The sequence below is a fragment of the Tildeniella sp. genome, assembly GCF_059505325.1.
In genome coordinates this window covers 13529-36570 of record NZ_JCACKI010000011.1, presented here as the reverse complement: position 1 = coordinate 36570, position 23042 = coordinate 13529, and the positions used below count along the sequence as shown (strand labels likewise).

21 protein-coding genes and 2 pseudogenes are annotated in these 23042 nt (G+C 49.7%); 14 read left to right on the top strand and 9 right to left on the bottom strand.

The window, feature by feature from the left end; genetic code table 11:
• Positions 1–145: 145 nt before the first annotated feature.
• Positions 146–244 (top strand): annotated as a pseudogene (locus AC5JO6_RS05225) (IS1 family transposase); the annotation flags it as partial.
• A 276-nt stretch (positions 245–520) separates the two neighbouring features.
• Here AC5JO6_RS05225 and AC5JO6_RS05220 read toward each other — a convergent pair.
• The 4 genes from AC5JO6_RS05220 to AC5JO6_RS05205 form a co-directional block, all read right to left on the bottom strand.
• Positions 521–1657 carry a PepSY-associated TM helix domain-containing protein gene (locus tag AC5JO6_RS05220; protein WP_496079991.1) on the bottom strand — a complete coding sequence of 379 codons (1137 nt, stop codon included), beginning with the start codon at positions 1655–1657 and terminating at the stop codon, positions 521–523.
• Positions 1658–1724: 67 nt separating this feature from the next.
• Positions 1725–4274, bottom strand: a complete 2550-nt coding sequence (locus AC5JO6_RS05215; RefSeq protein WP_496079990.1) for a TonB-dependent siderophore receptor — start codon at positions 4272–4274, stop codon at positions 1725–1727.
• A gap of 364 nt (positions 4275–4638) precedes the next feature.
• Positions 4639–5805: a PepSY-associated TM helix domain-containing protein gene (locus AC5JO6_RS05210; RefSeq protein ID WP_496079989.1), complete on the bottom strand. Its 1167-nt coding sequence runs from the start codon at positions 5803–5805 to the stop codon at positions 4639–4641.
• Between the two features lie 20 nt (positions 5806–5825).
• Positions 5826–8348 (bottom strand): TonB-dependent siderophore receptor, encoded by a 2523-nt coding sequence (locus AC5JO6_RS05205; protein ID WP_496079988.1) that lies wholly within the window; start codon positions 8346–8348, stop codon positions 5826–5828.
• Between the two features lie 513 nt (positions 8349–8861).
• On the opposite strand from AC5JO6_RS05205, the gene AC5JO6_RS05200 reads away from it, so the two are divergent.
• The 3 genes from AC5JO6_RS05200 to AC5JO6_RS05190 are packed head-to-tail and all read left to right on the top strand — an operon-like array spanning position 8862 to position 11102.
• Positions 8862–9506 (top strand): MotA/TolQ/ExbB proton channel family protein, encoded by a 645-nt coding sequence (locus AC5JO6_RS05200; RefSeq protein ID WP_496079987.1) that lies wholly within the window; start codon positions 8862–8864, stop codon positions 9504–9506.
• Positions 9499–9918 (top strand): ExbD/TolR family protein, encoded by a 420-nt coding sequence (locus tag AC5JO6_RS05195; protein WP_496079986.1) that lies wholly within the window; start codon positions 9499–9501, stop codon positions 9916–9918. The genes AC5JO6_RS05200 and AC5JO6_RS05195 overlap by 8 nt, the downstream gene beginning before the upstream one ends.
• A gap of 2 nt (positions 9919–9920) precedes the next feature.
• On the top strand, positions 9921–11102 hold the full coding sequence (locus tag AC5JO6_RS05190; protein WP_496079985.1) for an energy transducer TonB family protein: 1182 nt from the start codon (positions 9921–9923) through the stop codon (positions 11100–11102).
• A gap of 67 nt (positions 11103–11169) precedes the next feature.
• Here AC5JO6_RS05190 and dpsA read toward each other — a convergent pair whose 3' ends face one another.
• Positions 11170–11706 (bottom strand): DNA starvation/stress protection protein DpsA, encoded by a 537-nt coding sequence (gene dpsA / locus AC5JO6_RS05185; RefSeq protein ID WP_496079984.1) that lies wholly within the window; start codon positions 11704–11706, stop codon positions 11170–11172.
• A gap of 234 nt (positions 11707–11940) precedes the next feature.
• Between dpsA and AC5JO6_RS05180 the strand changes: the two are divergent.
• Positions 11941–12180: pseudogene (locus tag AC5JO6_RS05180) on the top strand (IS1/IS1595 family N-terminal zinc-binding domain-containing protein); the annotation flags it as partial.
• 261 nt (positions 12181–12441) lie between these two features.
• Here the strand turns inward: AC5JO6_RS05180 and AC5JO6_RS05175 are convergent.
• A complete protein-coding gene (locus tag AC5JO6_RS05175) occupies positions 12442–12588 on the bottom strand; it encodes a hypothetical protein (protein WP_496080057.1) in 147 nt (48 codons plus the stop codon).
• Between AC5JO6_RS05175 and AC5JO6_RS05170 the strand changes: the two genes are divergently transcribed.
• The 4 genes from AC5JO6_RS05170 to AC5JO6_RS05155 all read left to right on the top strand — a co-directional run bounded on the left by AC5JO6_RS05170 (position 12556) and on the right by AC5JO6_RS05155 (position 14951).
• Positions 12556–12741, top strand: a complete 186-nt coding sequence (locus AC5JO6_RS05170) for an Asr1405/Asl0597 family protein (RefSeq protein WP_496080053.1) — start codon at positions 12556–12558, stop codon at positions 12739–12741. The two genes, AC5JO6_RS05175 and AC5JO6_RS05170, sit on opposite strands and share 33 nt — an antisense overlap.
• A gap of 100 nt (positions 12742–12841) precedes the next feature.
• Positions 12842–13753, top strand: coding sequence for a tetratricopeptide repeat protein (locus tag AC5JO6_RS05165; RefSeq protein ID WP_496079983.1), 912 nt, complete (start codon positions 12842–12844; stop codon positions 13751–13753).
• Between the two features lie 45 nt (positions 13754–13798).
• Positions 13799–13963: a hypothetical protein gene (locus tag AC5JO6_RS05160; RefSeq protein WP_496079982.1), complete on the top strand. Its 165-nt coding sequence runs from the start codon at positions 13799–13801 to the stop codon at positions 13961–13963.
• Between the two features lie 130 nt (positions 13964–14093).
• On the top strand, positions 14094–14951 hold the full coding sequence (locus AC5JO6_RS05155; protein WP_496079981.1) for an alpha/beta fold hydrolase: 858 nt from the start codon (positions 14094–14096) through the stop codon (positions 14949–14951).
• Positions 14952–14957: 6 nt separating this feature from the next.
• On the opposite strand, the gene AC5JO6_RS05150 is transcribed toward AC5JO6_RS05155, so the two are convergent.
• Positions 14958–15398 (bottom strand): ribonuclease III domain-containing protein, encoded by a 441-nt coding sequence (locus tag AC5JO6_RS05150; protein ID WP_496079980.1) that lies wholly within the window; start codon positions 15396–15398, stop codon positions 14958–14960.
• Between the two features lie 190 nt (positions 15399–15588).
• On the opposite strand from AC5JO6_RS05150, the gene AC5JO6_RS05145 reads away from it, so the two are divergent.
• The 3 genes from AC5JO6_RS05145 to AC5JO6_RS05135 all read left to right on the top strand — a co-directional run bounded on the left by AC5JO6_RS05145 (position 15589) and on the right by AC5JO6_RS05135 (position 18548).
• Complete coding sequence (locus tag AC5JO6_RS05145; protein WP_496079979.1) at positions 15589–16776, top strand: n-acyl-d-glucosamine 2-epimerase; 1188 nt, start codon at positions 15589–15591, stop codon at positions 16774–16776.
• Between the two features lie 248 nt (positions 16777–17024).
• Complete coding sequence (locus tag AC5JO6_RS05140; protein WP_496079978.1) at positions 17025–17681, top strand: NAD(P)H-dependent oxidoreductase; 657 nt, start codon at positions 17025–17027, stop codon at positions 17679–17681.
• Between the two features lie 93 nt (positions 17682–17774).
• Entirely contained in the window at positions 17775–18548 is a 774-nt protein-coding gene (locus AC5JO6_RS05135) for an SDR family NAD(P)-dependent oxidoreductase (protein ID WP_496079977.1), read from the top strand.
• Between the two features lie 146 nt (positions 18549–18694).
• Here the strand turns inward: AC5JO6_RS05135 and AC5JO6_RS05130 are convergent, their stop codons facing one another.
• Complete coding sequence (locus AC5JO6_RS05130) at positions 18695–19327, bottom strand: TetR/AcrR family transcriptional regulator (protein ID WP_496079976.1); 633 nt, start codon at positions 19325–19327, stop codon at positions 18695–18697.
• Between the two features lie 109 nt (positions 19328–19436).
• Here AC5JO6_RS05130 and AC5JO6_RS05125 point away from each other — a divergent pair, with 109 nt between their 5' ends.
• Together AC5JO6_RS05125 and AC5JO6_RS05120 are read left to right on the top strand one after the other, a co-directional pair.
• Positions 19437–20213 (top strand): SDR family NAD(P)-dependent oxidoreductase, encoded by a 777-nt coding sequence (locus tag AC5JO6_RS05125; RefSeq protein ID WP_496079975.1) that lies wholly within the window; start codon positions 19437–19439, stop codon positions 20211–20213.
• Between the two features lie 19 nt (positions 20214–20232).
• The gene (locus AC5JO6_RS05120) at positions 20233–21564 is read left to right on the top strand and encodes an SCP2 sterol-binding domain-containing protein (RefSeq protein WP_496079974.1); all 1332 of its coding nucleotides are present in this window, start codon (positions 20233–20235) and stop codon (positions 21562–21564) included.
• A gap of 170 nt (positions 21565–21734) precedes the next feature.
• Here AC5JO6_RS05120 and AC5JO6_RS05115 read toward each other — a convergent pair whose 3' ends face one another.
• Positions 21735–22964: a DUF445 domain-containing protein gene (locus tag AC5JO6_RS05115; protein WP_496079973.1), complete on the bottom strand. Its 1230-nt coding sequence runs from the start codon at positions 22962–22964 to the stop codon at positions 21735–21737.
• Positions 22965–23042 lie beyond the last annotated feature (78 nt).

Below are 23042 nucleotides of genomic sequence, written 5' to 3'. Positions count from 1 at the left end.
ATATACTTGCCTCACCAGGACAGAGCGCCCTCACCCTAGCCCTCTCCCGCTGGGAGAGGGAACAAGAGAGCATCTACGCCCTTCTCCACTGGGAGAGGGGTTGGGGGTGAGGGCGGCAGCGTTGGTGGGTTAAGTATATAAGTACCAAACCAATGGTATTGTCCGGCAACAAACTGGCAGATGGTGTCGCAGACAGAATAAGTTTGGCAAATGGTGGGAGCAAACGAAAGTGACTACGCGGCTAGGGCGTGTTTTAAAACCCTCGAAAGCCCCCAACCCCCAAACTTGGGGGCTTACAAACCAGCTTCAAAGTCCCCCAGAATTGGGGGATTGAGGGGGCAGAAGTTCTCGGTAACAAAGCAATTAGGAGTTTTAAAACACTGCCTAGTGGTCAGTGATTGCAATTGGCTTTGGCAGCACAGTCGATTCAAAACAACAGCGGCTCAATGAGCAGAATTAACTTGCCAAAACGTTGCTGATGGTCGGCTCCTCCAACCATCCCAATCCCTGAATGTGTATTTCAATCGTAGTCAGGATTGCTGAGCGATCGCCGACTGTCTTGTGTCTCTGCAAATTGCAAGGCAGTTTCTCGCCGGGTACCGATCGTCCGTCTACGTCGCCAATTCACTAGACCTGTAATGAATAAAACGGTGGGCATTAACCCCACAAAAACGTAAAGAATGCGGGTGGGCAAACCACCAAAGGTACCGAAGTGGAGGTCGGCGATCGCCACAATAAACTTGAATAAGCCTTCCGCTTTTTCAACTTTAGTCGATTGAATTACTTCACCGCTGGTGCGATCGATCTCCACCACGCTGAGATCAAACCGTCCCGTATCCTGATTGGGCAGTTTTTTACGCACCGTCATTTTTTGCGGATCGTGATCAGGTAATTCGATCGACGTTGTGATGCCGTCTGGGATGGCAGCATCCGCTTTTTGCATCAGCGTACTCAAAGCAACTGTTGGCGCGTTAACAGCAGGCTTCGCTGTTGGTGTTTGATTGAACATTGGTAAAAAGTGAAGGACGACAATCACAACCCCTGTGACGGCAGTAATCGTCAGAAAGATGTTGGAAACAATGCCGCTAACCTGATGGAAGTCGTAGCTAACCAGTGGCAATGGAGCATTCCACCGAATGTTGAAACCCGTTGCTAACTTACGCCAGCCCGTCCACAGCATCACTCCGGTCATTGCCATTAACAGCAGTAAAACACCTGTCACACCGACCGTAATTTGTCCCACTTTGCCTGCAAAGAGATCGTGATGCACTGTGTAGAGAAAGCCAATGAAAGAATACTCCCAAGTACGCGAACCCAAAACCTGTCCCGTGTATGGATTCACAAAGGTTTGCAGTCGGCGTTCATTGGGTGTGTATTGGTTAAACACATAGCTTTCTGTGGGTGTTTTAGGAGCCTGAATATAACTCACAGGCAAATTAGGATGGATTGCCTGAGCCGAGGCAAACATGGCATCTAATGGCACCTGTTCGGCTTGTGGTGTAACGTGCCAGAGCGATCGATGCAACCCGTGATCCAGTTCTTCCTGGAACACAATGCCCGCACCCGACAAGCTAATCATGACCAGCAGCAATCCCATTGCAATGCCGATCGAACCATGCAATCTTAAAACCCACTGACGCAAGCGGTTTGTATTCATAACAACGTCTCCTAGTTAGTGTTTAGATCCCCGGCTTCTTAAAGAAGTCGGGGATCTAGTGTTTGTATCAAAATTGCACTGAAACCGAACCAATGACGGTTAATGGCTCTCCGGGTTCAATGCCACCTTCATTGCCAGTCAGCGCCCTAATGTAATTGGCGTTGGCAAAATTTCTGATATTGACGGCAAAGCGATAGTTGTCACGGCGATAATAAATGGCTGCATTGCCAACCAGGTAGTCGCCTACGCGAAAACTATTTGCCAGGTCACCAAAGCGATTACTGACATACTCAAAGCCCACCCCAAACCCTAGCCCTTTGAAGCTGCCTTGCTGGATTTCATAGGTTGTCCATAAACTCGCCTTACTTCTAGGAATTCCAAATAACCGATTGCCAACGATGGTTTCATCGGTATCGTCAGAGATTTTTGCATTGGTATAGGCGTAAGAAGCAATGACTTTCCATCCTGGTGCCAATTCGCCAGCAATGTCGAACTCCATTCCTCGACTCTTTTGCTCACCCGTTGCGATCGAGAACAGAGGATTGTTTGGATCAGCAACGCCGACATTTTTCTTGGTGATGTCAAAGTAGGTTAAGGTTGCCAGCAATTTTTGATTCAATAACTCGGTTTTCACGCCTACTTCAAACCCTTCACCTCTTTCGGGTTGTAGCGGGGAGCCACTGGCTGTGAGAGACGTGCTGGGTCTAAACGATTGGGAATAGTTGGCAAAGATTGCCAGTGCTGGAATCGGACGGTATAACAATCCCACACGCGGAGTTAGAGCATCATTGGTTTGCTCTGATGCGCCACCTTCACTGAAGGCAGTTTCCACATTTGTCGTCTTTTGAGTGATTGTGTCATAGCGTAAGCCAGCCACAAGAATCAAATTGTCTAGCAAGTAGACCTGATCTTGCAGGTAGAGACCCAGTCGGTTTGCTGTTGTGAGTGTGTCGCCAAACAGCGGTAAAGCAGCGCGATCGGGTTTAGGAATGAGGTCATAGTCTGGAGCGAAGATATTAAGCGGTGAGGGATCGCCAAAGACGGTGAGAATGCGCGATTCACTGCGATTTAGATCAACGCCTGCGGTAAGGGTATGTTTGATTGAGCCAGTGGCAAATTTACCGACAACACTGGTAGTAAGAGCATAGGAACGATCCTGACCGTCTTGATCGGCAAAAAAGCGAATGATATCCGAATCAATGACAAGAAATGGCAGTGCGACAACACTGTAGTCGTAGTCGTAGCTGATGTAGCGAAAGCCATTCCGAATTTTCCAGTGATCACTAAAGCGATGTTCAAAGCTGTAGCCTGCACTTAAATAGTCCGTTGTAATCGAATCATCCGGGTTATTTGCCACGAACGCTCGTGAAACGGGAGCCACTCCATCGCCAAATTTAGTAATGCCAAAATCTGCGGGACTTTCCTGATGGATGTAGTCCAGGCTAACCGTTAGATCCGTGCGATCGCTCATTTTCCAGGTCAATGTTGGGGCAATGGCAAAACGGTTGGTATCGGTATCAAAATTGCGAAAACTGCGATCGTGCTGATAGAGAGCATTCAAGCGGTAGAGCAAACTCCCATCTGTAGTGAGAGAACCCGTTAAATCAATGCGAGGGCGCACCAATGCTCGACTGCCCACCTGAAGTTCTGCTTCATAAAATGGTTTTGCCAGTGGTTTTTTAGATACCAGATTAATCACGCCGCCCGGTTCAATTTCTCCATACAAAATGGAAGCGGGACCTTTCAGCACTTCAACCCGTTCTAAAATACCGATCTCTGAAATACCTTGAAAGCTGCCGTATAAGCGATACCCATCTCTGAGGGTTGGCACGGAGCTACTAAACTGATTGCCAAAACCCCGAATGCTGAAAGCGGCTTCACGTCCCCCGTTATTGCCTGCAGAGATCACACCACTGATGTTCGTCAAGGCATCCTCAAGACGGATCACCTGCTGATCACGAAGCACATCCTGCGGGACGACCTGCACTGAAAAAGGGGTTTCTAGAATCGGTGCGTCTGTTCCAGTTGCCGTTGATGCATTGGGAGCGCTGTAACCCCGCTGTCCTTCTCCCGTCACCACGAGTTCTTCTTCCGGTGTCTCCCCTTCCGGGTTGAGACTGTACGCCAACGCGCCCGTTTTTAGCGTCACTTCCTCGGTTGGCAACGCATTTTTACCCGCTACGATGACTCGAATGTTGGCTGCATCCACTTGCGTCACGCGGACATTGGCAATCTCTCCCGTTGGGTTATCGGCACTAAACTCTTGAGCATTAGTCAGTGCCAACACCGCATTGGGAATGTCGGCAATCAAACTGTTGCCCTCGGTTTTGAATTTAGTGGCATCTACTTGTAACGGTTTGCCATCTACCGTTTCCAGGGTGATGTTGAAACCCACTTCGGTACGCTCTAACGTTACGCCTGTCACTTGCACCGTTGCGGCTTCCACCTGTGCCAGCCATTCTTTGACGGTGATTGCAGGGCGTTTGAAGTCCCGCAACTTGATAGTTTCAGCCGATGGTAATGGTTGTGCTGCTTCGTTAGCTTGCACGGTTGGCACTATCCATAAAGCAGCAGCACTCATAATGCATAGGGAATGAATCGGCAAAAATGGTTTCACAACAAAGCCTCACACGGTGGAAAAACTTGAAAAGTTGAGTCGAAATCTGAAGCTGCGATGCGTGATAACGAGTGCGCGATTTACTGAAATGAGAAAGCAAACCGTAGATTGAGAAAGTAAATGGTCATTTTGCTTGCGGAAACTACTGGAATGAGTACGCGATTTACTGAAATGAGAAAGCAAACCGTAGATTGAGAAAGTAAATGATCATTTTGCTTGCGGAAACTACTGAAATGAGAAAATAAATGGTCAAAAGGAGAAAGCAAATTGCCTGTTTGCTGATTGAGTTCTTAGAAAAGCGTAAGCAGGTGCTTACTGCTTCAGAAGCATTGAGGATGCGATCGCACTAGATTGTAGCGATCGCTCAATGTTTGGCGATCGTCCCTACCCCAGTTGTTTCCACTACCCGAACGTCTTTGCGTTTGCGATACCACCACATGACAAAGCCCGTTGTAAAAAGAATCAGCGGTGTTAGACCGACAAAGACATAGAAAATACGAGTGCTTAGCCCACCAAAGGTGCCGTAGTGGAGGGGAACAAAGGCATTGAGGATGCGATCGCCGAATGCCAGAGTTTTGCTATCTTGAACGCGCAGAGCCTTTCCCGTATAGGGATCTACCAGCAGTTCACTTTCCCCATAGCGAAAGGATTCGTGCGGTTGGCGCTTGCCGACTCGAACCACACCTTCTGGCGTGCTGGGAATGCCCAGATAAGTCGTGATGGCATTGGGAAAGGTCGTATCCGCCATCTGCAAAATGGTTGAAGCCGGTAACGCAGCTTGCCCTGGTAGTGGTTTAGCGATCAATTCTGGTGGTTTGGGCGTTAAGGTAAGCGTGTAAATCAGCGCACTCGACCAGTCGTAAAAATTCCAACAGAAGCCTGTGAAACCTGTGAGAGCAAGAAACACAGCCGCAACGACACCAGTAACTTTGTGAAGATCAAAATTGCGCCGTTTGGGATGGGCGTTCCACTTGATTTTGAAGCCTGCAATCAACTTACGCCACCCTGTCCACAACACAATGCCAGTAAGGCTTAAAAGGAATGAGAGCAAGCCGACAATGCCCGTAATCATAGCCCCCGTGTCACCAGCAAGCAGTTGATAATGCAGACGTAGCGCGATCTGTAGCCAACTCTCGGCTTCTGAAATCATTCCCATCACGTGTCCGCTATAGGGATGAATAAACAGTTGCACAAGATGATTGTTGGTATCCCACAATCGAGCCTGGTAAGGAGAGGTGGTATCTTGCGGCAGCAAAATGTTGCCCAGGGTAAGATTGGGAGCACGTTTCAATTCTGCCTGCACGGTTGCAACAACGGTATCAATGCTGATCAGGTTTGCTTGAGGCACGATCGCCCCGATGCGGTGTTCAATCAACTGATGTTCTAGTTCCGGTTCAAAGACGAGCAAACTGCCAGTAATTCCAATGATGATCAAAATGAAGCCGCAGAATAGTCCCAGATAACGGTGCAATTGGAACACCAGGGAACGGAGTCGAAGCGAGCCTAGAGGGATCAGCTTTGCTGTACGCATTAGTCAGTCTCCTTTAAATCCTAGAACTGGTATGAAACCGTACCGTAGACCGTGAAGGGTGCCGCCGGAATGAAATAGAAATTGCCCTGCGACTCTTGATATTTGGTGTTGGAAATGTTGCGGAAGTTAAGCGCTAACCGCCATCCCTCTCGGCGGTAGAAAAGTGCAGCATCAGCCCGCACGTAAGATGGAAGAATCAGCACATTGGGCAGCCCGATCGGGCGATCGTCGCTGAAGACAACGCCAACGCCAAACCCCAAGCCGCGCAAATTACCGTCCTGAATTTCGTACTTTGTCCACAAGCTCGCTCGATGCTTTGCCGCATTCACTAGCGTTTCACCAACTGGAAGCACATTATCTTCACTGACAAACGCATCCGTGTAGGCATAGGTTGCAATTACATCCCATCCCGGCAAAATTTGACCAGTAATATCTAGCTCAATACCTCTGCTCTTCTGCTCTCCTGTCTGAATGCTGAAGTCAGAATCGTTAGGATCAGTCGTCAGTACGTTCTGCTTTGTGATTTGGTAGAAAGCCAGGTTGAATGACAGGCGTTTATTGAACAATTCTTGTTTCACACCGATCTCAAACTGCTCGCCTTCTTCTGGTTTAAAGGCTTCACCAGTACGGTTACGGCTGAAGAATTGCGGATTGAATGACCTAGACCAACTGAAATAAAGCGCGGTGGTGTCAGTCGGTTGGTAAACCAGTCCCAGTCGGGGAGAAACTCCGGTATCAGTTTGGCTTAAATCTGTTGTGCGGTCTTCATTGCGGTAAAAGCTATCGTTGGCATCAAAGCGCAGTCCCGCTAAAAGTTTCAGGTTGGGCAGAAGTTCGATCAAATCCTGTACATAAACACCCACGTTATCGGCTCCGTATTCTTCTGGCGAATACGCGAGTTCAAACGCTCCAGGTTTCGCGCCATAGACGGGGTTAAAAATATCCAAGGAATCGATCGATGCCCTGAAGAACGAGTAGTTGAAGCGATAGCGAGAAAGCTCAACACCAAACAACAGATTATGACGAATAGAACCCGTATTGAACTTGCCAAACACCTCATTTTGCAGCGTGAAGTTTTGCTGATCGGAATCTGGCTCTCTCTCGGCTCGTCGGGGGAGCGATCGTCCGTCCGCTTCTAACAAAGGCTCGGAAAAGCGAGAACCGCGCACATTCTGCTGAAAGTTTGAAACCAGGTTGGCATTAAAGCCCTGCCTGAACTTCCAATTGTCACTAAAGTTGTGCTCAAAGTTATAGGTAACAGCGAGTGACTCAACTTCAGCCCGATTGAACCCAGGCTCTCCTAAAAAGCGCTCTCTGGGAAGTGTCAGAAAGACAGCATTGGGGAGCAAGCCGCGATCGAACACATAGTCATACTTCTGATACTCCAGTTCGATCGTGAAGGTGGTTTTGGGACCAAGCCGCCAGGTCAACGCAGGCGCAACGAAAATGCTTTCGCTATCAACGAAATCTCGGTAACTTCCGGCATTCTCATACGCCAGATTCAGACGGTAGAGCAAGGATTTATCTGGTGTGAGTGGACCCGTAAGGTCGATCGTGGGACGGTAAAAACTGTAGCTGCCAACGGTGATGCCCACCTGACGGAACGGAGTCTCTAACGGCTTTTTGGTAATGGTGTTGACAACGCCAGCGATGCTACCAAAGGAACCGCCATACAACACCGAAGCAGGTCCTTTGAGAAACTCTACCCGCTCCACATTTGCGACATCGCGGGGACTGAGAAACCCAAAATCGCGGAAGCCATTACGCAGCGTTTCAAAACTGGTTTCAAACCCCCGGAAGTAATACCCCTGGGAAGACAATCCCCCATAACCAGACTGCGCTTGAACCCCACTGACATAATCAGCCAGGTCATTCAACCGCACAAGTTGTTTATCTTCAATCAACTGACGTGGAATCACCTGGATCGATGCCGGGACATCACGCAGTGGCACATCCAGCTTGGTAGCCGTGGTTGAGTTGGGCGCAAAATAAGCGCTACCAGAACGATCGCCCGTCACCACCAGTTCTTCTTCTGGTGTTTCTCCTTCCGGGTTGAGGCTGTATGCCAACGCGCCCGTTTTTAGCGTCACTTCCTCGGTTGGCAACGCATTTTTACCCGCTACGATGACTCGAATGTTGGCTGCATCCACTTGCGTCACGCGGACATTCGCAATCTCTCCCGTTGGGTTCTCGGCACTAAACTCTTGAGCATCGGGCAGCGCCAATACTGCATTGGGAATGTCTGCAATCAGGTTCTTGTTTTCACTGCGGAATTTGGTTGCGTCAATTTGCAGCAGCCTGCCATCGGCGGTTTCCAGGGTGATGTTTAAACCTGCTTCGGTGCGCTCCAGCTTTACCCCCGTCACCGTCACCGTTACGGCTTCCACTTGTGCCAACCACTCTTTGACCGTCATTGCGGGACGGTTAAAGTCACGCAAGCGCAAGTTGTTCCCGTCGCTCGTTTCCGCCCAAGCGATCGGGGCAGTACCGACAGAGAACACGGCAGCGATCGCCACCCCCAGCCTTAAATGCAATAGCTTCACAACACATCCTCACAGGCGAATGACCTTATTTGCAACAGAAACTGCCCGTCTCAGGTAGACGAGTGACAGCGCTTTCTCAGTCCTAGCAAGAGAACTGACTCGGCTTATTGCAAATTACTTTTAGTAATGATCAAGAAATTATGATGACTGCTGCCTAAAGTCAAGCCTTTTGTGATTAAAGGATAATTTGGTTCAGGGTACCCTGAAAACGGTTTTTACGGCTCAGAGAGGGGTTTTTCAGTCTTTTCGGCACTGATCAATGCTTTGAGGTCAGCACAAAAGTTCTTGGTTTTCGTCTTGATTTAGTTGAGAACACTGTCGATCGTGTCTTAAGAGACTGAAGCCAGGTTTGCGTTTGGCGATCGAGCAGCGCAGTGTGAGTATCAGAAATTAATTGGGTAAGCTACTTGATATAAGTTCCTATTAAGTTCTATAGTGCTTTGGAAAGATGGTGTCAGTGTGAGTCGCGCGATCGCCAGTACTGACTGTCGTTTACCTTTACGTAGAGAATGCATGCAAAGAATTTATGAATTGATTGCCACAGGCGGCATCGTCATGGTGCCGCTACTTGTGTTTTCGATCGCGGTCATTGCCCTGGCGATCGAGCGTGCTCTTTTTTGGAGACGGGCTAGAAAACAGCAAAAGCGTGTTGTGCGGAGTGTGTTGCAGCTCTATCAAGACGACCTTGCCCTCACTGAAGCGACGCTCCAGAAACATCTGCATTTGCCCATTGCCCGCGTTTTCCTGGAAGCAGTCTCCTTACCGAATGCAACACCAGATGAGTTTCGACTCGCGCTTGATGCTGGCACTCAGGCAGAAATACCCAACCTCAAGCGTTTCAACAATATTTTTGAAACCATTGTTGGGTTGGCTCCCCTCCTGGGCTTGCTGGGTACTGTCACAGGTCTGATTCGCTCTTTTGGCTCACTCACGCTTGGCGATGTTGGCAGTTCTAAAACGATCGGGGTGACGGCTGGTATTAGCGAAGCGCTGGTCTCGACCGCCGTTGGCTTAGTGGTCGCTGTTTTAGCGTTAATCGCGGCGAATACGTTTCGCTCCTTCTACGCCCAACAAATTGCCTACATTGACGAATGCTGCACACAGTTAGAACTGTTGCAACTGCGATCGTACAGGCGGCAGGAGGTTTCTCGTGTCTAGAAAACGTCGGTCTGATCCTGATTTGCTCGATCAGCCTCTAGAGATTAAGAACGTCGTGCCTTTACTCGATGTCATGTTCGCGCTGCTTACCTTCTTTGTGCTCTCCACTTTATTTCTGACGCGCATTGAAGGCTTACCCGTGAATTTACCCAAAGCGACCACCGCTAAACCACAAGCGGCGAGTCGATCGACGGTAAGCATCGACAAAGCGGGAAACGTCTTTTTGAACAAAGCACCCATTCAAGTTGACAATCTGGCAACCACCATTAAAACGCAACTCAGTTCTGGTCAAGAACTCATTGTGGTGCTGAATGCGGATGGTGCGGTCACTCACGATCATGTCATCGAAGTGATGGATCAACTGCGCCAGGTTCCCGGAGCCAAACTAGCAATTGCAACTCAACGGAAGTGATTATGCGTACCTCAGACTTAACCACTGCCCAACGCGCAAAGGAAGGAAAGGCAATCAAAACCTTTCTGCTATGGAGTTTTTTGGGATCGGCTGCGTTCCACGCGATCGCAATAGCATCGGCACCCACTACTTTTTGGAACACTCTGCCCGAAGCCGAAGAAGAGATGATCGAAGTTGTAGCGGAACCCGAAACGCCGATCGAGCCAGAAAAGCCTGTAGAGCAGGCGATCGAGCAGAAGGTTGAGCCGCCACCACCAGAAGCTGCCGCCGAAGTTGCCTTTGCGCCACCCCCACCGCTAGCACCCGACAGTCAGGCTCCACAAGAGGCAGGCGAAGATGCCCCCAGCAATCAACCGCCCTCTCGCTCCTCGGAAGTCGTGAATCCTATTACCAGTAAAACAGGTGAAGATAGTGGGCTGCGGATTGGCGGTGGACCCATTTTTAGTCCGTTTGGGACAGGTTTCGGGTTCGGCAATGCCAGCCGACCCACAGGTTTTAACCCTCTGGGACGACCCGATGGAGACTCCAAAGGTACGCCCGGTGGCACACCTGGAGGCACACCGGGCAGCACTGCGACCCGGACAACGGCTCCTCTTGTAACCGCGCCAAAGCCGAACCAACCCGCTTGCGTGAGCTGCCCCAAACCAAAATATCGGGGATCTGAAGGCAGTCCCCGTGTGGATATGACCGTCCGACCCGATGGGAGTGTGGAGGTACAGCTACGAAAATCCAGCGGTAACCCAGAGACCGATCGCGAGACGCTAGAAACCATGAGCAAGTGGCGGTTCGACCCCAAAACTGTTCCCGAAGGCGGCGTGAAGAAACGGGTACGAGTGGAATACGAAGAAGAGGGTTCCAACAATCAACGGCGTAACGAAGAACGTCGTCGTCAGCAAGCAGAACAGCGGCAGGTTGCAGAACAGGAACGTCAACAGCGGGAAGCTGAGGAACGTCAGCGTCAACAGCCGTCCACTGCTGCTGAAACACCGATAAAACCTGCTCCGGCTCCTTCCGTGGCTCCGGTAGAAGTGCCCCCTGTTGAGAAGCCTGCTAGTGAGACTGTTGCACCTTTACCCGAAGCCACACCTGCACCTGTAGAATCCCCTTCTGCACCTGTAGAGGCGGCTCCACCACCAGAACCTGCACTTGTGGAAACGGCTCCGCCACCAACACCTGGTCAGTGAAGCAGTGGTTTGATCCAAGCCATCACTCAAAAAATGGAGGTGACTATGAACGGTTGAACCAACGCTCTTAATTCAACACAACCAGCGTATCGTGTGCCAGGAAATGCGCGATGTGATAGGCTCTCTCTTCGGTTTTAAGCAAGATTGTCTCATATAGATAACGAGTCGCCCGATCGCCCAATGTCTCTGCCTGAGCTGCTTGACGGCGCAACACACCAATAATTGCCTGCTCTGCTGCCAAATCATGTTCCAGCATTGGGCGGCAGGTGTAAGCATCATCCGCTTCAGGCGTAAAGCAGCACAGCTCTGCCAACTTGGTAAAGCTAGCAGCAGGCACACCACCCAAACCATCTAGACGCTCCCCCAGTTCATGCACGTGATCCTGTACTTGTCCATAGTGATCGGCAAAGAACTGATGCAGAGAATAAAACTCAGCGCCCTCAACTACAAAATGATGCTTTTGATACTGCAAATACAACGCTTGAAAACTTGCCAGCAGGATGTTCATACCCTCACAAACAGGTTCAGTGACCGATCGCTCCAGCAAGATCGGATTAGCCATCACTTGACCGAAAGGACGAATTAAACTTTGAACTTCAGACATAAGGTTCTCCTTTGCAATGTAGATGACCTGGCAACAAACTGAAGGTTGCTATCAGTCATTTGACGAAACTGCATGATGAACACATGAAGCTCGTCAGATATTTAGTCTACCAACTTCCCCCCAAAATAACCCTATTTTTATTGCCTGCCAACAGAAATTGAGAGTTTCTATCAGTTGCCTCACTTTAAAATTATCTATTTTTTTCACAATTAAACAGCATTGCACAATCAGAGTATGAAATGCCCTAGATGCGAATCGCTTCAAATCAGTAAAAATGGTCATCATCGCGGTAAGCAAAACTACATTTGTAAGCAGTGTGGTCGGCAGTTTATAGAGACTTATAGTCTGAGAGGTTACTCTAATGATGCTAAAAAAATCTGCCTGAAAATGCGTGCCAATGGCATGGGTTACCGTGCGATCGAACGAGAAACTGGTATTAGCCATAATACCGTCATTAACTGGGTTAGAGCCGCAAATGGTGCCTTAGTTGACGAAGCGGAAGCCGAAGAAAATCAAGCGATCGCCCCAGTACCTGATACCTTGAATCAACAACAAGCGCTTGTGATGCAAAAGAAGAAAAAATGGCTAAACGTTAAAAGTTTTGACGCGCTTACTACTCAGCCCATTCAAACCTGCAAAAGTGGCTCTGTCTACTAAAATCATGACCAGGTTGTGCAACCTTTTCAAGCAAAGCAGACACAACCTGAAAGCAATCAAGAATGATTTTCAACAAGTCTACTCGTCCATTTGATTTCTAGGAGCGATCGCGTGAACTGCAACAAGAAGAATGTTCAAACAGAGAAAATGATTGAGATCCAGTGCGACGATCGGTGGCAGGTCTACCACCGCTTGCAAGCGTTGGAAATTTCTTGCTGTTGCCATTGTTACCAACCTTTGACAGCTCAGGTTACTAATGCTACGACGGCTATTCAGATCTGGTGCGTCGTGAAGCAAGCAACAATGCCGCGTCAAGCCTTAATCGATTGGCTAGAAAACTGCTGGCAAATTCGTGCCACGCCTGAAAGAGAGTGGTGAAGCAAGTGAAGTTGCCAACGTTAGGATGAATCGCGCGCAGCCCCTTTCTGAAAGACCCAAAGCGTAGGTTAGAATCGGGGCACCTTGCTGGCTCGATCGCATGAAACTTTGTCAGATGGTGCAACAGGTTCTAACAAAAAGACCTGTACTTGCACCCGACAGTCCACAACAGCGTTGGACAAAGCCTCACCTGTTGTTGCTGAGCGGCATCGTGAGCATTACAGTGCTGGTGTTAATCAGTCGCAGTCTCTACAGTGCGTTTGTAGAGCGAGGTCTTGCCTTAGAGCAACAGGGCAAACTTGATGAAGCGATCGCCACTTATCAAAATGCCCTTCGCGTTAATCCGACCGATGCCTTCACTCACTACAATCTGGGAGTTGTTCTAGAAAAACAAGAGACGTTAGACGGGGCGATCGCTGCCTATCAAAACGCCATTCAGCTGGACGATCGCTATACGTTTGCCTACAGCAACATTGGGTTTGCACTGGAAAAGCAAGGAAAACCAGATGCAGCGATCATGGCGTATCAGAAAGCCATCGCCTTCAATCCTAGTTACGCATTTACCTACACCTGCATCGGCGATCTGCTCAGCAAGCAGCAGAAACTCGATGCAGCGATTGTCGTCTACCGCCAAGCCATTCAAGTTGATCCCAAGCACGCGCTTGCCTATAACCATTTGGGTTTAGCGTTAAGAAAGCAAGGCAAACTAGAGGAGGCGATCGACATTCACCGCCAGGTCATTCAGCTTGATCCTCACTACACGGCTGCGTATGCTAGCTTGGGCAATCTTTTCACTCTGCAAGGCAAACTGGAGGAGGCGATCGGCGCTTACCGCGCTGCCGTGCGGTTGAACCCCAAAAGCGCTCTTTTTCACTACAATCTTGGCGTTGTTTTGGAACGTCAGGGAGAGCAGAAAGCCGCGTGGTCAGCCTATCAGCAGGCAATTGTTCTCAACCCAACCAACACAGCCTTCAAAACGACCTTCAACGTCCTCCAAAAACCTGTCAAATAGAAACGAGCATCTGACCAAAACCGCGGAGATTTGAGCGCTACCGTGATGCCGATGCTTGATGCTTGGTTAAAACCTCCAAGGTCTGCGTCATACCATTTCACTAAACTGTGGCTACACAGGCAAGATTCGTTTAGCGGTCAGCGGTCAGCGGTCAGCGGTCAGCGGTCAGCGGTCAGCGGTCAGCGGTCAGCAGCAAAAACGAATCTGTAGGGCGATTTTATAGAATCGGTGTAAGTTCCGGGAGAGTTTTTACTCAGAAGGTTGTCGGCGACGGGCGAATGCTTGTTAGACTGCCTTTGTTAGAGATTGCCCTTAACGATTGACAGCAAGTAAAGCGACTATGCCTGAACCATCCTGGCACCACGACACGATCCATACAAATGGCATCAAGCTGCACTATGTGACACAGGGCGAAGGTTCACTTATGCTACTGCTGCACGGCTTTCCAGAATTCTGGTATTCCTGGCGGCATCAAATTCCGGCGTTTGCGAATGATTATAAAGTGGTGGCTCTAGACTTGCGGGGCTACAACGATAGCGACAAGCCAGACGCACAGTCTGCCTATGTGATGGTAGAGTTCATCAAAGATATTAAAGGTGTGATCGAAGGTCTGGGTTACGATCGCTGCGTCTTAGTCGGACACGATTGGGGGGGTGCGATCGCCTGGTCGTTTGCCTATGCGTATCCAGCGTTGGTCGATCGCTTGATTGTGCTGAATCTGCCCCATCCCGCCAAATTTGCTGAAGGCTTACGCACACCCCAACAGCTCTTACGAAGCTGGTACATCGGCTTCTTCCAGCTTCCCATCTTGCCAGAACTGCTGATTCAATTGAACGATTTTCAGATGTTAGAAGCCGCCTTCAAAGGGATGGCTGTCGATAAGACAACCTTCAGCGACGATGATATTGAGGCATACAAAAATGCCTTTGCGAAACGAAATGCTTTAACGGCAGCACTCAACTATTACCGCAATGTTTTTGCACAAGGATTGACTACAACTGACTGGGGTATTTTGCATGTGCCTACCCTGATGATTTGGGGCGAAGCGGATACGGCTCTGGGCAAAGAACTCACCTACGGCACCGAAAAGTACGTGCAGGATTTTCGTATCCGCTACATTCCCAATTGCAGTCACTGGGTGCAGCAAGAGCAACCGCAGGTGGTGAATCAGTTAATGCGGGAGTTTCTAGATAGTTAGCACTGTCTAAATCAGCCGTTCAAACAAACGACTGACAACTCGCTTTGCAGCCTCATAGCCACCATCAAAGTAGATGGCAGCAATCAATGCTTCAAGCGTTTCAGCAAGGACGCTGAGGTTTTGCTGAGCGTTGTGTTTCGCTTCTCCCTTTCCTAACCTAATGTAAGAACCAACCTCTACTTCGCGAGCGATTTTTCCGAGCATTGGTTGACATTCAAGCTGCTCTTTTTTCTTAGTTATTGAATCTCTAGTTTGACATCCAGCATTCATCAGAAGATCAGATAAAATAGTTTTCAGAACAGCATCACCAAGCGTACGAAAAGCTTCTTGATCCTTGTATAGCTTCCCACAACGATTTTGCTCGTCAGCATATGCCCTGCGGGTTAAAGCACGTTCAAGAAGTGCTTTGTCGAAGAAAAGGTAGTTCAAACTGCTTTCAATGGACATAAGATAAGCTCTAGAAAGGATAAGAGAAGATACATTTCTGAGCATTATTTTCCGTAGTTAGAACTGTTGTTTTTATGGGTGGATATCAACACTTCGGTAAATACTAGCTGCTTTTTATAAGCTTTATATTTTTCTACTCATATTCACAGATAAAATAGAATGCTGCTGGTTAATACTGTGGGGAAGTTGGATGGAACAAAATTTTAGAACATTGGCTGACCAGTACAAGAAGGCGTTACTGGATGATGTGATTCCGTTTTGGGAGCGGCATTCGATCGACTGGGAGCAGGGCGGCTACTTTACCTGTCTCGATCGCGCAGGCAACGTGTACGATACCGACAAATTTATCTGGTTGCAAAATCGGCAGGTGTGGCTGTTTTCGATGCTGTGTAACCAGCTTGAAGACCAGTTTGAGAAACGCGATCGCTGGCTTGAGATTGCTGCAAACGGGGCGAACTTTCTCGCCAAACATGGGCGCGATCGGGAGGGCAACTGGTATTTTGCGCTCGATCGCGCGGGCAATCCACTCGTACAGCCCTACAACATCTTTTCTGACTGCTTTGCGGCAATGGCATTTAGCAAATATGCGTTGGCATCGGGCGAAGACTGGGCAAAAGATGTAGCTTTACAGGCGTATGACAACGTGCTGCGTCGCAAAGACAATCCAAAAGGCAGCTATAACAAAACCTATCCTGGTACGCGATCGCTAAAGTCCCTGGCAGTGCCGATGATTCTGGCTAACCTATCGTTGGAAATGGATTGGTTATTGCCGAGTGCCAAATTGGAGGGAATTCTGGCTGCTACGGTTCAAGAAGTGATGACTGACTTTTTGGATGGCGATCGAGGACTGATGTACGAAAACGTTGCGCCCGATGGTTCGCACATTAATTGCTTTGAAGGACGACTTATCAACCCCGGTCACGGTATCGAAGCCATGTGGTTCATGATGGCGATCGCCGATCGTCGTAACGACATCACTCTCATTCATCAAGCGGTTGATGTCGTCCTCAATATCCTTGACTTCGCCTGGGATGCTGAGTATGGCGGACTGTACTACTTTATGGATGCAGACGGTCATCCGCCACAGCAATTGGAATGGGATCAAAAGCTGTGGTGGGTACACCTGGAATCGCTAGTGGCGCTGGCAATGGGCTATCGCCTGACGGGACGAGAAGCTTGCTGGGAGTGGTATCAAAAACTGCACAGCTACACCTGGTCACATTTTGCTGATCCCCAATATGGGGAGTGGTTTGGTTATCTCGATCGTCGTGGCGATGTCTTGCTCAACCTCAAAGGCGGCAAATGGAAAGGCTGCTTCCATGTACCAAGAGCGCTTTATCTTTGCTGGCAGCAGTTTGAGGCAGGAGGCAGAAGGTAGAAGGCAGCAGTTTGAGGCAGAAGGCAGGAGGCAGAAGGCAGAAGCTAATACACCTCACACCTCACACCTCACTTCCGCGAAGAGGCAGAAGGCAGTAATGGATTTTAGAACTAAAAGCTAAAGGCTGACCGCTGACCGCTGACCGCTAACTGCTGACCGCTAACTGCTGACCGCTGAAAGCTAACTGCTGACCGCTAAAAGCTAAAAGCTAAAAGCTATAATCGATGTGCCTTTACAGAGCGATACATATGAGCAGCGCTGTCGTTTCAACTGAACAATTACTGCAACAGCTACATTGGCGCTATGCCACCAAGAAGTTTGATCCCACAAAGACGATCGCGGATGATGTTTGGCAAGCGTTAATAGAAAGCTTGATCCTTGCCCCGTCTTCATTTGGTTTGCAGCCCTGGAAATTTTTTGTCGTCACGAATCCAGACGTTCGCCAGCAGTTAGTTGAGCATAGCTGGGGGCAAACGCAGGTAATTGATGCATCTCACCTGGTGGTGTTGGCGTTCAAAAAGGATATGAATGCAGCAGATGTCGATCGCTACATGCAAAATATAGCGGACGTGCGTCAGGTACCAGTTGATAACTTGCAAGGGTTTTCTAACGTGATCAAGGGTTTCCTCGAAAAACCTCCCTATTCTCTTGACATTGATGAGTGGTCAAAGCGGCAGGTTTATATTGCGCTGGGGCAGTTCATGACCAGTGCCGCTCTGTTGGGTATTGATACTTGCCCAATGGAAGGGTTCAACCCACCCAAATACGATGAAGTTCTAGGGCTGGCAGAGCAAGGCTATGCGTCTGTGGTCGTTTGTCCGGCGGGCTATCGGGCAGAAGATGATAAGACCGCCACTCAAGCGAAAGTCCGCTATCCAGCTCAAGATCTGGTGCAGTACGTTTAGGAATGCATTTAGCTCAGAGATTCAATTAATTTAGACCTCCGATTTATTGAAAAAATTGGAGGTCTAGTGATGCGTTGAGGGCACTTTTGATTGATGATGCAAGTGGTTGATGCGTCTGTTGAATCAGTTAGCACTCCGAAAACTGCGCTCGTTGTTGGCGCGGGACAAGGGATTGGGCTAGAGTTTGTGCGGCAACTGTTGCAAGGCGATCGCGTCGATCGCCTCTATGCGACCTACCGCAACCCAGAATCAGCGCTGTTGGCGATCGCTGATGCGCGCCTTCGCTGTTTGCCAATGGATATTACAGACGAAGCGCAGATTGCTACAGTCATCAAAGACATTCAAACAGAGAGCACCGCACTGCACTCTGTCATCAATTGTGTGGGCGTGCTACACGAAGGCATCATGCAGCCAGAAAAGAGTTTGCGGCAACTCAACGCGGATCAGCTATTGCACTATTTTCAAGTGAACAGCATTGGTGCTGTGCTGCTGGCAAAGCATGTGCAACCGTTGTTGAAGCATCGCGATCGCGCGATCCTCGCCACCATTTCCGCCAAGGTGGGCAGCATTGGCGACAATCAGTTGGGCGGTTGGTATGGCTACCGGGCATCGAAGGCAGCGCTGAATATGTTCATGCGATCGACCGCAATTGAATACAAGCGCACTTGCCCACGGGCGATCGTCGTCACCTTACATCCTGGCACTACAGATACACAGCTATCCAAACCCTTCCAGCGAAACGTGCCACCAGAAAAATTGTTTGGTGTCGATCGTACCGTCACGCAATTATTGACGGTGCTCAACCAACTTCAAGAAAGTGATAGCGGCGAGTTCTTTTCCTGGGATGGCAGCCGCTTGCCCTGGTGAATATCGATGCCATCACAATGACCGCACCGCGCGTTTTCTAGCTATCGCCGTAAAAATTAGGACGTTGGGATTAAAGGGGATCTGGGGGCTTCGCCCCCAACCAGGGGTCAAACCCCTGCACCCCTTCCTAACCCATGTGACGGCAGCTAGATGTCAAAAATTGGGGTTGCAGAATGGTTGAAAGCAGCTAAATTCACAGCACTGGTGACTTGAATTGCCAGGGCATGGACTGTTTCCATGTTAGTCGTCATTGAGTGCAGCGGTCCATCCACTAATAGCGAGGCAAGCCCATGCACCAGGCTCCACACCGAGATTGCAGCGGTATTGCGATCGCTTTCCCCTAAGTGAAATTCATCAATCACCTCCAGCAAGACTCGAAAGACAGGTGTGCAGGTTGGGTTTTCATCCTCCAACGGGGAACCCATTTCAGGGCGAAACATGAGCCGAAACTCATCCGGATACTGCACCGCATACATGATGTAGGTGATGCCGATCGCCTGCAGTTTTTCATGGGGGGTTGTCTTTCCCTGTAGTGCTTCACGAGACGCGCGATCGAGACGTTGAAACCCATGCGAAACCAGTTCACGAATGAGATCGGCTTTGTCCTTGAAATGATGATAGGGCGCACCAGAACTAACGCCGGATCGACGAGCAACTTCTCGCAGCGTCAGCGATTCAATACCAGATTCTTTCATCAGCACTCTTGCTGCCTCTAGTAGAGCAAGGCGCAGGTTGCCGTGATGATAGGCATCTGATTTTTTTGTAGTTTTTTGCGGCACTGAAGCAATCCAATCTGGGATCTTGACAACGTTTAGATTTTACTGCATCTTAGTATTGTTCAGATTCTAAACAGTGTTTAGATTAATTCAATTGGCAAGGAACCGATCTATGCTTTTGTCTTCCAAAAATGTTCTGGTCTTTGCGGCAACGGGTGCGATCGGCAGCGAGGTGGCTCGCAAGTTTGCCCGTGAAGGGGCACAAGTTTGGGTATCGGGGCGCAATGCTGAGGCTCTAGAAAAGTTAGTCAGCCAGATTACCGATGCAGGCGGCACGGCTAAGGCAGATGTGGTAGATGCGACCGATCCCGCGACTGTGAGCGATTATGTAACTCGAATTGCAGCGACAGCAGGTTCACTTGATGCGGTTTTCAATGGCATTGGTGGGAGACCTGTCGATCTGGGCTACCCAGAACCTGCAACGACGGTGGCATTGAGCCAATTCTTAAAACCATTGCAGATCATTTTGGGTTCTACCTTTCTCACCTCCCGCACCGTTGGGGCACAGATGATGCAGCAAGGCAGCGGGGCGATCGTGACCCTTTCTGCCACGTTGAGCAGCATGACAGCGGCAAATATGGCAGGCATTAGCGCCACCTGTGGTGCTATTGAAGCAATGACGCGATCGTTGGCGGGTGAGTTTGGTCGAGCGGGGGTGCGTGTGAACTGCGTACGGGGTTCTGCTATGCCCGAAACGCGTACGATTCAGGAAACAATGGCAGGACAGATCCAGATTTTTGGCGAAATGCCACCGATGTCACTGCCACCGCTCGGTCGCCCTATCTCGGTGGCTGAGACGGCTGCAACAGCAGCATTCCTGGCTTCTGATGCAGCGAGTGGCATGACGGGGCAGGTGGTTACTGTTTGTGCGGGTGCGTTTGTCGGTTAATCCATCATAAGGAAAGTCAATGGCGAAATTTGACCATCATCCCACCGTGCGCTGGTGGCGGGAACAGCCCGTTGCCCCTGCCCGCGCCAAGCTGAATGTTGACTCACTGCGATCGCTGTGTTTGGAAGCCGGAGCCGATGATGTTGGGTTTGTAGAGTTGAATCGATCGACAATCGCCGATCAGCGGTCAGATATCCTGACCGCTTTTGCTCCAACCCAAACGTTGATTAGCATTGTTTGTCGGATGAATCGAGAAAACGTGCGGGCTCCGGCGCGATCGGTTGCCAACCTGGAATTTCATGCCAACTACGACGAGGTGAACGAGGTTGCCCGTGCGATCGTCAAACGGTTGGATCAGGTTGGGGTGAGAGCCTTGTATCCATCAGCCGGATTTCCTATGGAAATGGATCGCTTTCCGGGAAAAATCTGGGTTGTTTCCCATAAGCCTGTAGCTGTGGCGGCAGGCTTAGGGCACATGGGGCTGCACCGGAACGTGATCCATCCCAAGTTTGGCAACTTCATTTCACTAGGTACAGTCCTGATCGATGCCGAAGTAACCGAGTACAACCAACCGATCGCTTACAATCCCTGCATCGATTGTAAGCTCTGTGTCGCGGCTTGCCCGGTTGGAGCGATCGCCCCTGATGGGCACTTCAATTTTTCCGCCTGCTATACCCATAACTACCGTGAACTGATGAGTGGCTTCACCGATTGGGCAGAAACGATCGCCGATAGCAAAAACGCACACGACTACCGCCAAAAAGTGAATGCGTCAGAGTCCGCTTCCATGTGGCAAAGTCTCTCCTTTAAAGCCAACTACAAAGCTGCTTATTGCATTGCTGCTTGTCCAGCCGGAGAGGATGTGATTGCCCCTTTTTTGAGCGATCGCGTCGGGTTTGTGCAAGAGATTGTTAAGCCCCTGCAAGAGAAACCCGAACCGATCTATGTGGTGCCCGGATCAGACGCTGAAGCCTACGTGGCAAAGCGTTTTCCCCACAAAACCATCCGCCGCGTTAGCAGTGGCATTCGCCCGCAATCCATTCCTGGCTTTCTCTTTGGTTTACCGCTGTTGTTTCAGCGCGAGCAGTCCAGGGGATTGAATGTGACGTATCATTTCACCTTCTTTGGTGCAGAATCCTGTCAGGCAACGGTGACGATTCGCGATCGTGCTCTTCATGTCGAAAAAGGGTTTGTTGGAACGGCTGATCTGGCGATCGTGGCGGATAGTGAAACCTGGCTAGGGTTCCTGGCAAAAGAGCAAAACCTGCTCTGGGCAATGCTACGACGCAAAATTCGTCTCAAAGGTTCTCTTAAACTGCTTCAGGCGTTTGGCAAGTGTTTTCCTGCCTGAAACGTTGAGGTATCTTGACAGGATTTTTGCTAGGGGCTGTCATCCATTACAACTACACATGACTTGCAGCAAGGGTGCCAGCCCCTAGCCTGGTGTGTTGGGGCGGGCGCGATTATGCTGATACCGCAAGGTTTTGGAGCTAATTGATGACGCGCCCTAGCAGGATCGCTCTAACGCAATAGCAGCGAGGCAGATTGAAGTAGCCCAATCACCAAGCCCAAAATGCCACCTAGATTGACGATCGCCTGTAGTTCGCTCTGCACAATACCGTTAATTGCGCCCTCCAAATCGGCGGGTGAAGTAGCTTTCACGCGATCGATAATCACCTGATCAATATTGAGAATGGGAATTGCTTGCGTCACAAGTGATTCCAAATCACGCTCCAGATAGCGTTCTAGAATCAGCGCTAAATCCAGGCTGATCACTTCCAGGGATGCATTGACGACTTCAGACGTGCGTAAGCGATTGAGAATCACGGTTGCAACATTATCCCAATCAACCGATTTGCCCAACTCCTGAAGAACATCAGAGCCTTTCTCTTGAACGTAACCACGCACGCTATCGCGCAAGGTTTTCCGCAGTTGACGCACGGTGGAAATGGGTAGATTTTGCAGCGATAAATTTTGCAGCCACTCTTGCAAACGTCGTCGCAGGTTGAGGGTTGAAACCAACTCGGCGATACGCGTATTGCTGGCTTCTTTTTCATCCAGGCAGAATGTCCGCAGCCGCGTTAGAGAATTGCGGACACCAAACAAGTTGGCGACCACCCAGGATGTACCGCTCGTGCGCTCCCGAAAGCCCTCATCAATGACCTGGATGTTGCGATCGGTCAAAAAGTCAATGAGTGTCAAACGGATAGCATCCGGCGGCAAAACCACTTGCAGCAACCAATCTGCGAGTTTGATCGACTGCTCATCATTCAACTGAAACTCCAGCAGCACCTGATCAAAAATCTGGTTCAACTGTGCCTCTAAAAAATCTTCGCGGCGGGCTAACACTTTAAGCAAGCGTGGCAGCGACTCGCCCAGCAGATCACGCAGAATACTTGCCAGCACTTTCGCCGTTTTTTGTTCTTTGTCCGTTTGAATCTGCTCCAGCGCCAGTTTGAGTAGCCACAGGATGGCAGCCTGTACGCGTTCAGTTTCTAACAGCCGTTTCGCCAGCTTTTGCAACTCTTCTGGCGTGAGCAGCGACCCCATAATCGTGTCAGAAATGCGCTTTGCCAGACGCTCCTGATTACGGGGAATGAGTCCCGGTGTAAACGGAATTTGCTTCCCACCAATGTAGCGAGCTGTGTAAGGGCGAAACAGCATTTTGATGGCGATGTCATTAGTGAAGTAGCCAATGATGCCGCCAACGATCGGAGGACCGAGGAAAAGCCAGAGCGAAGAAAGATCCAAAGCAAAGAAGACCAGTTTTTAGTTTTTAGTTTTTAGTTGTTAGGTTTCAGCTGCGACTAACAACCAAAAACTAACAGC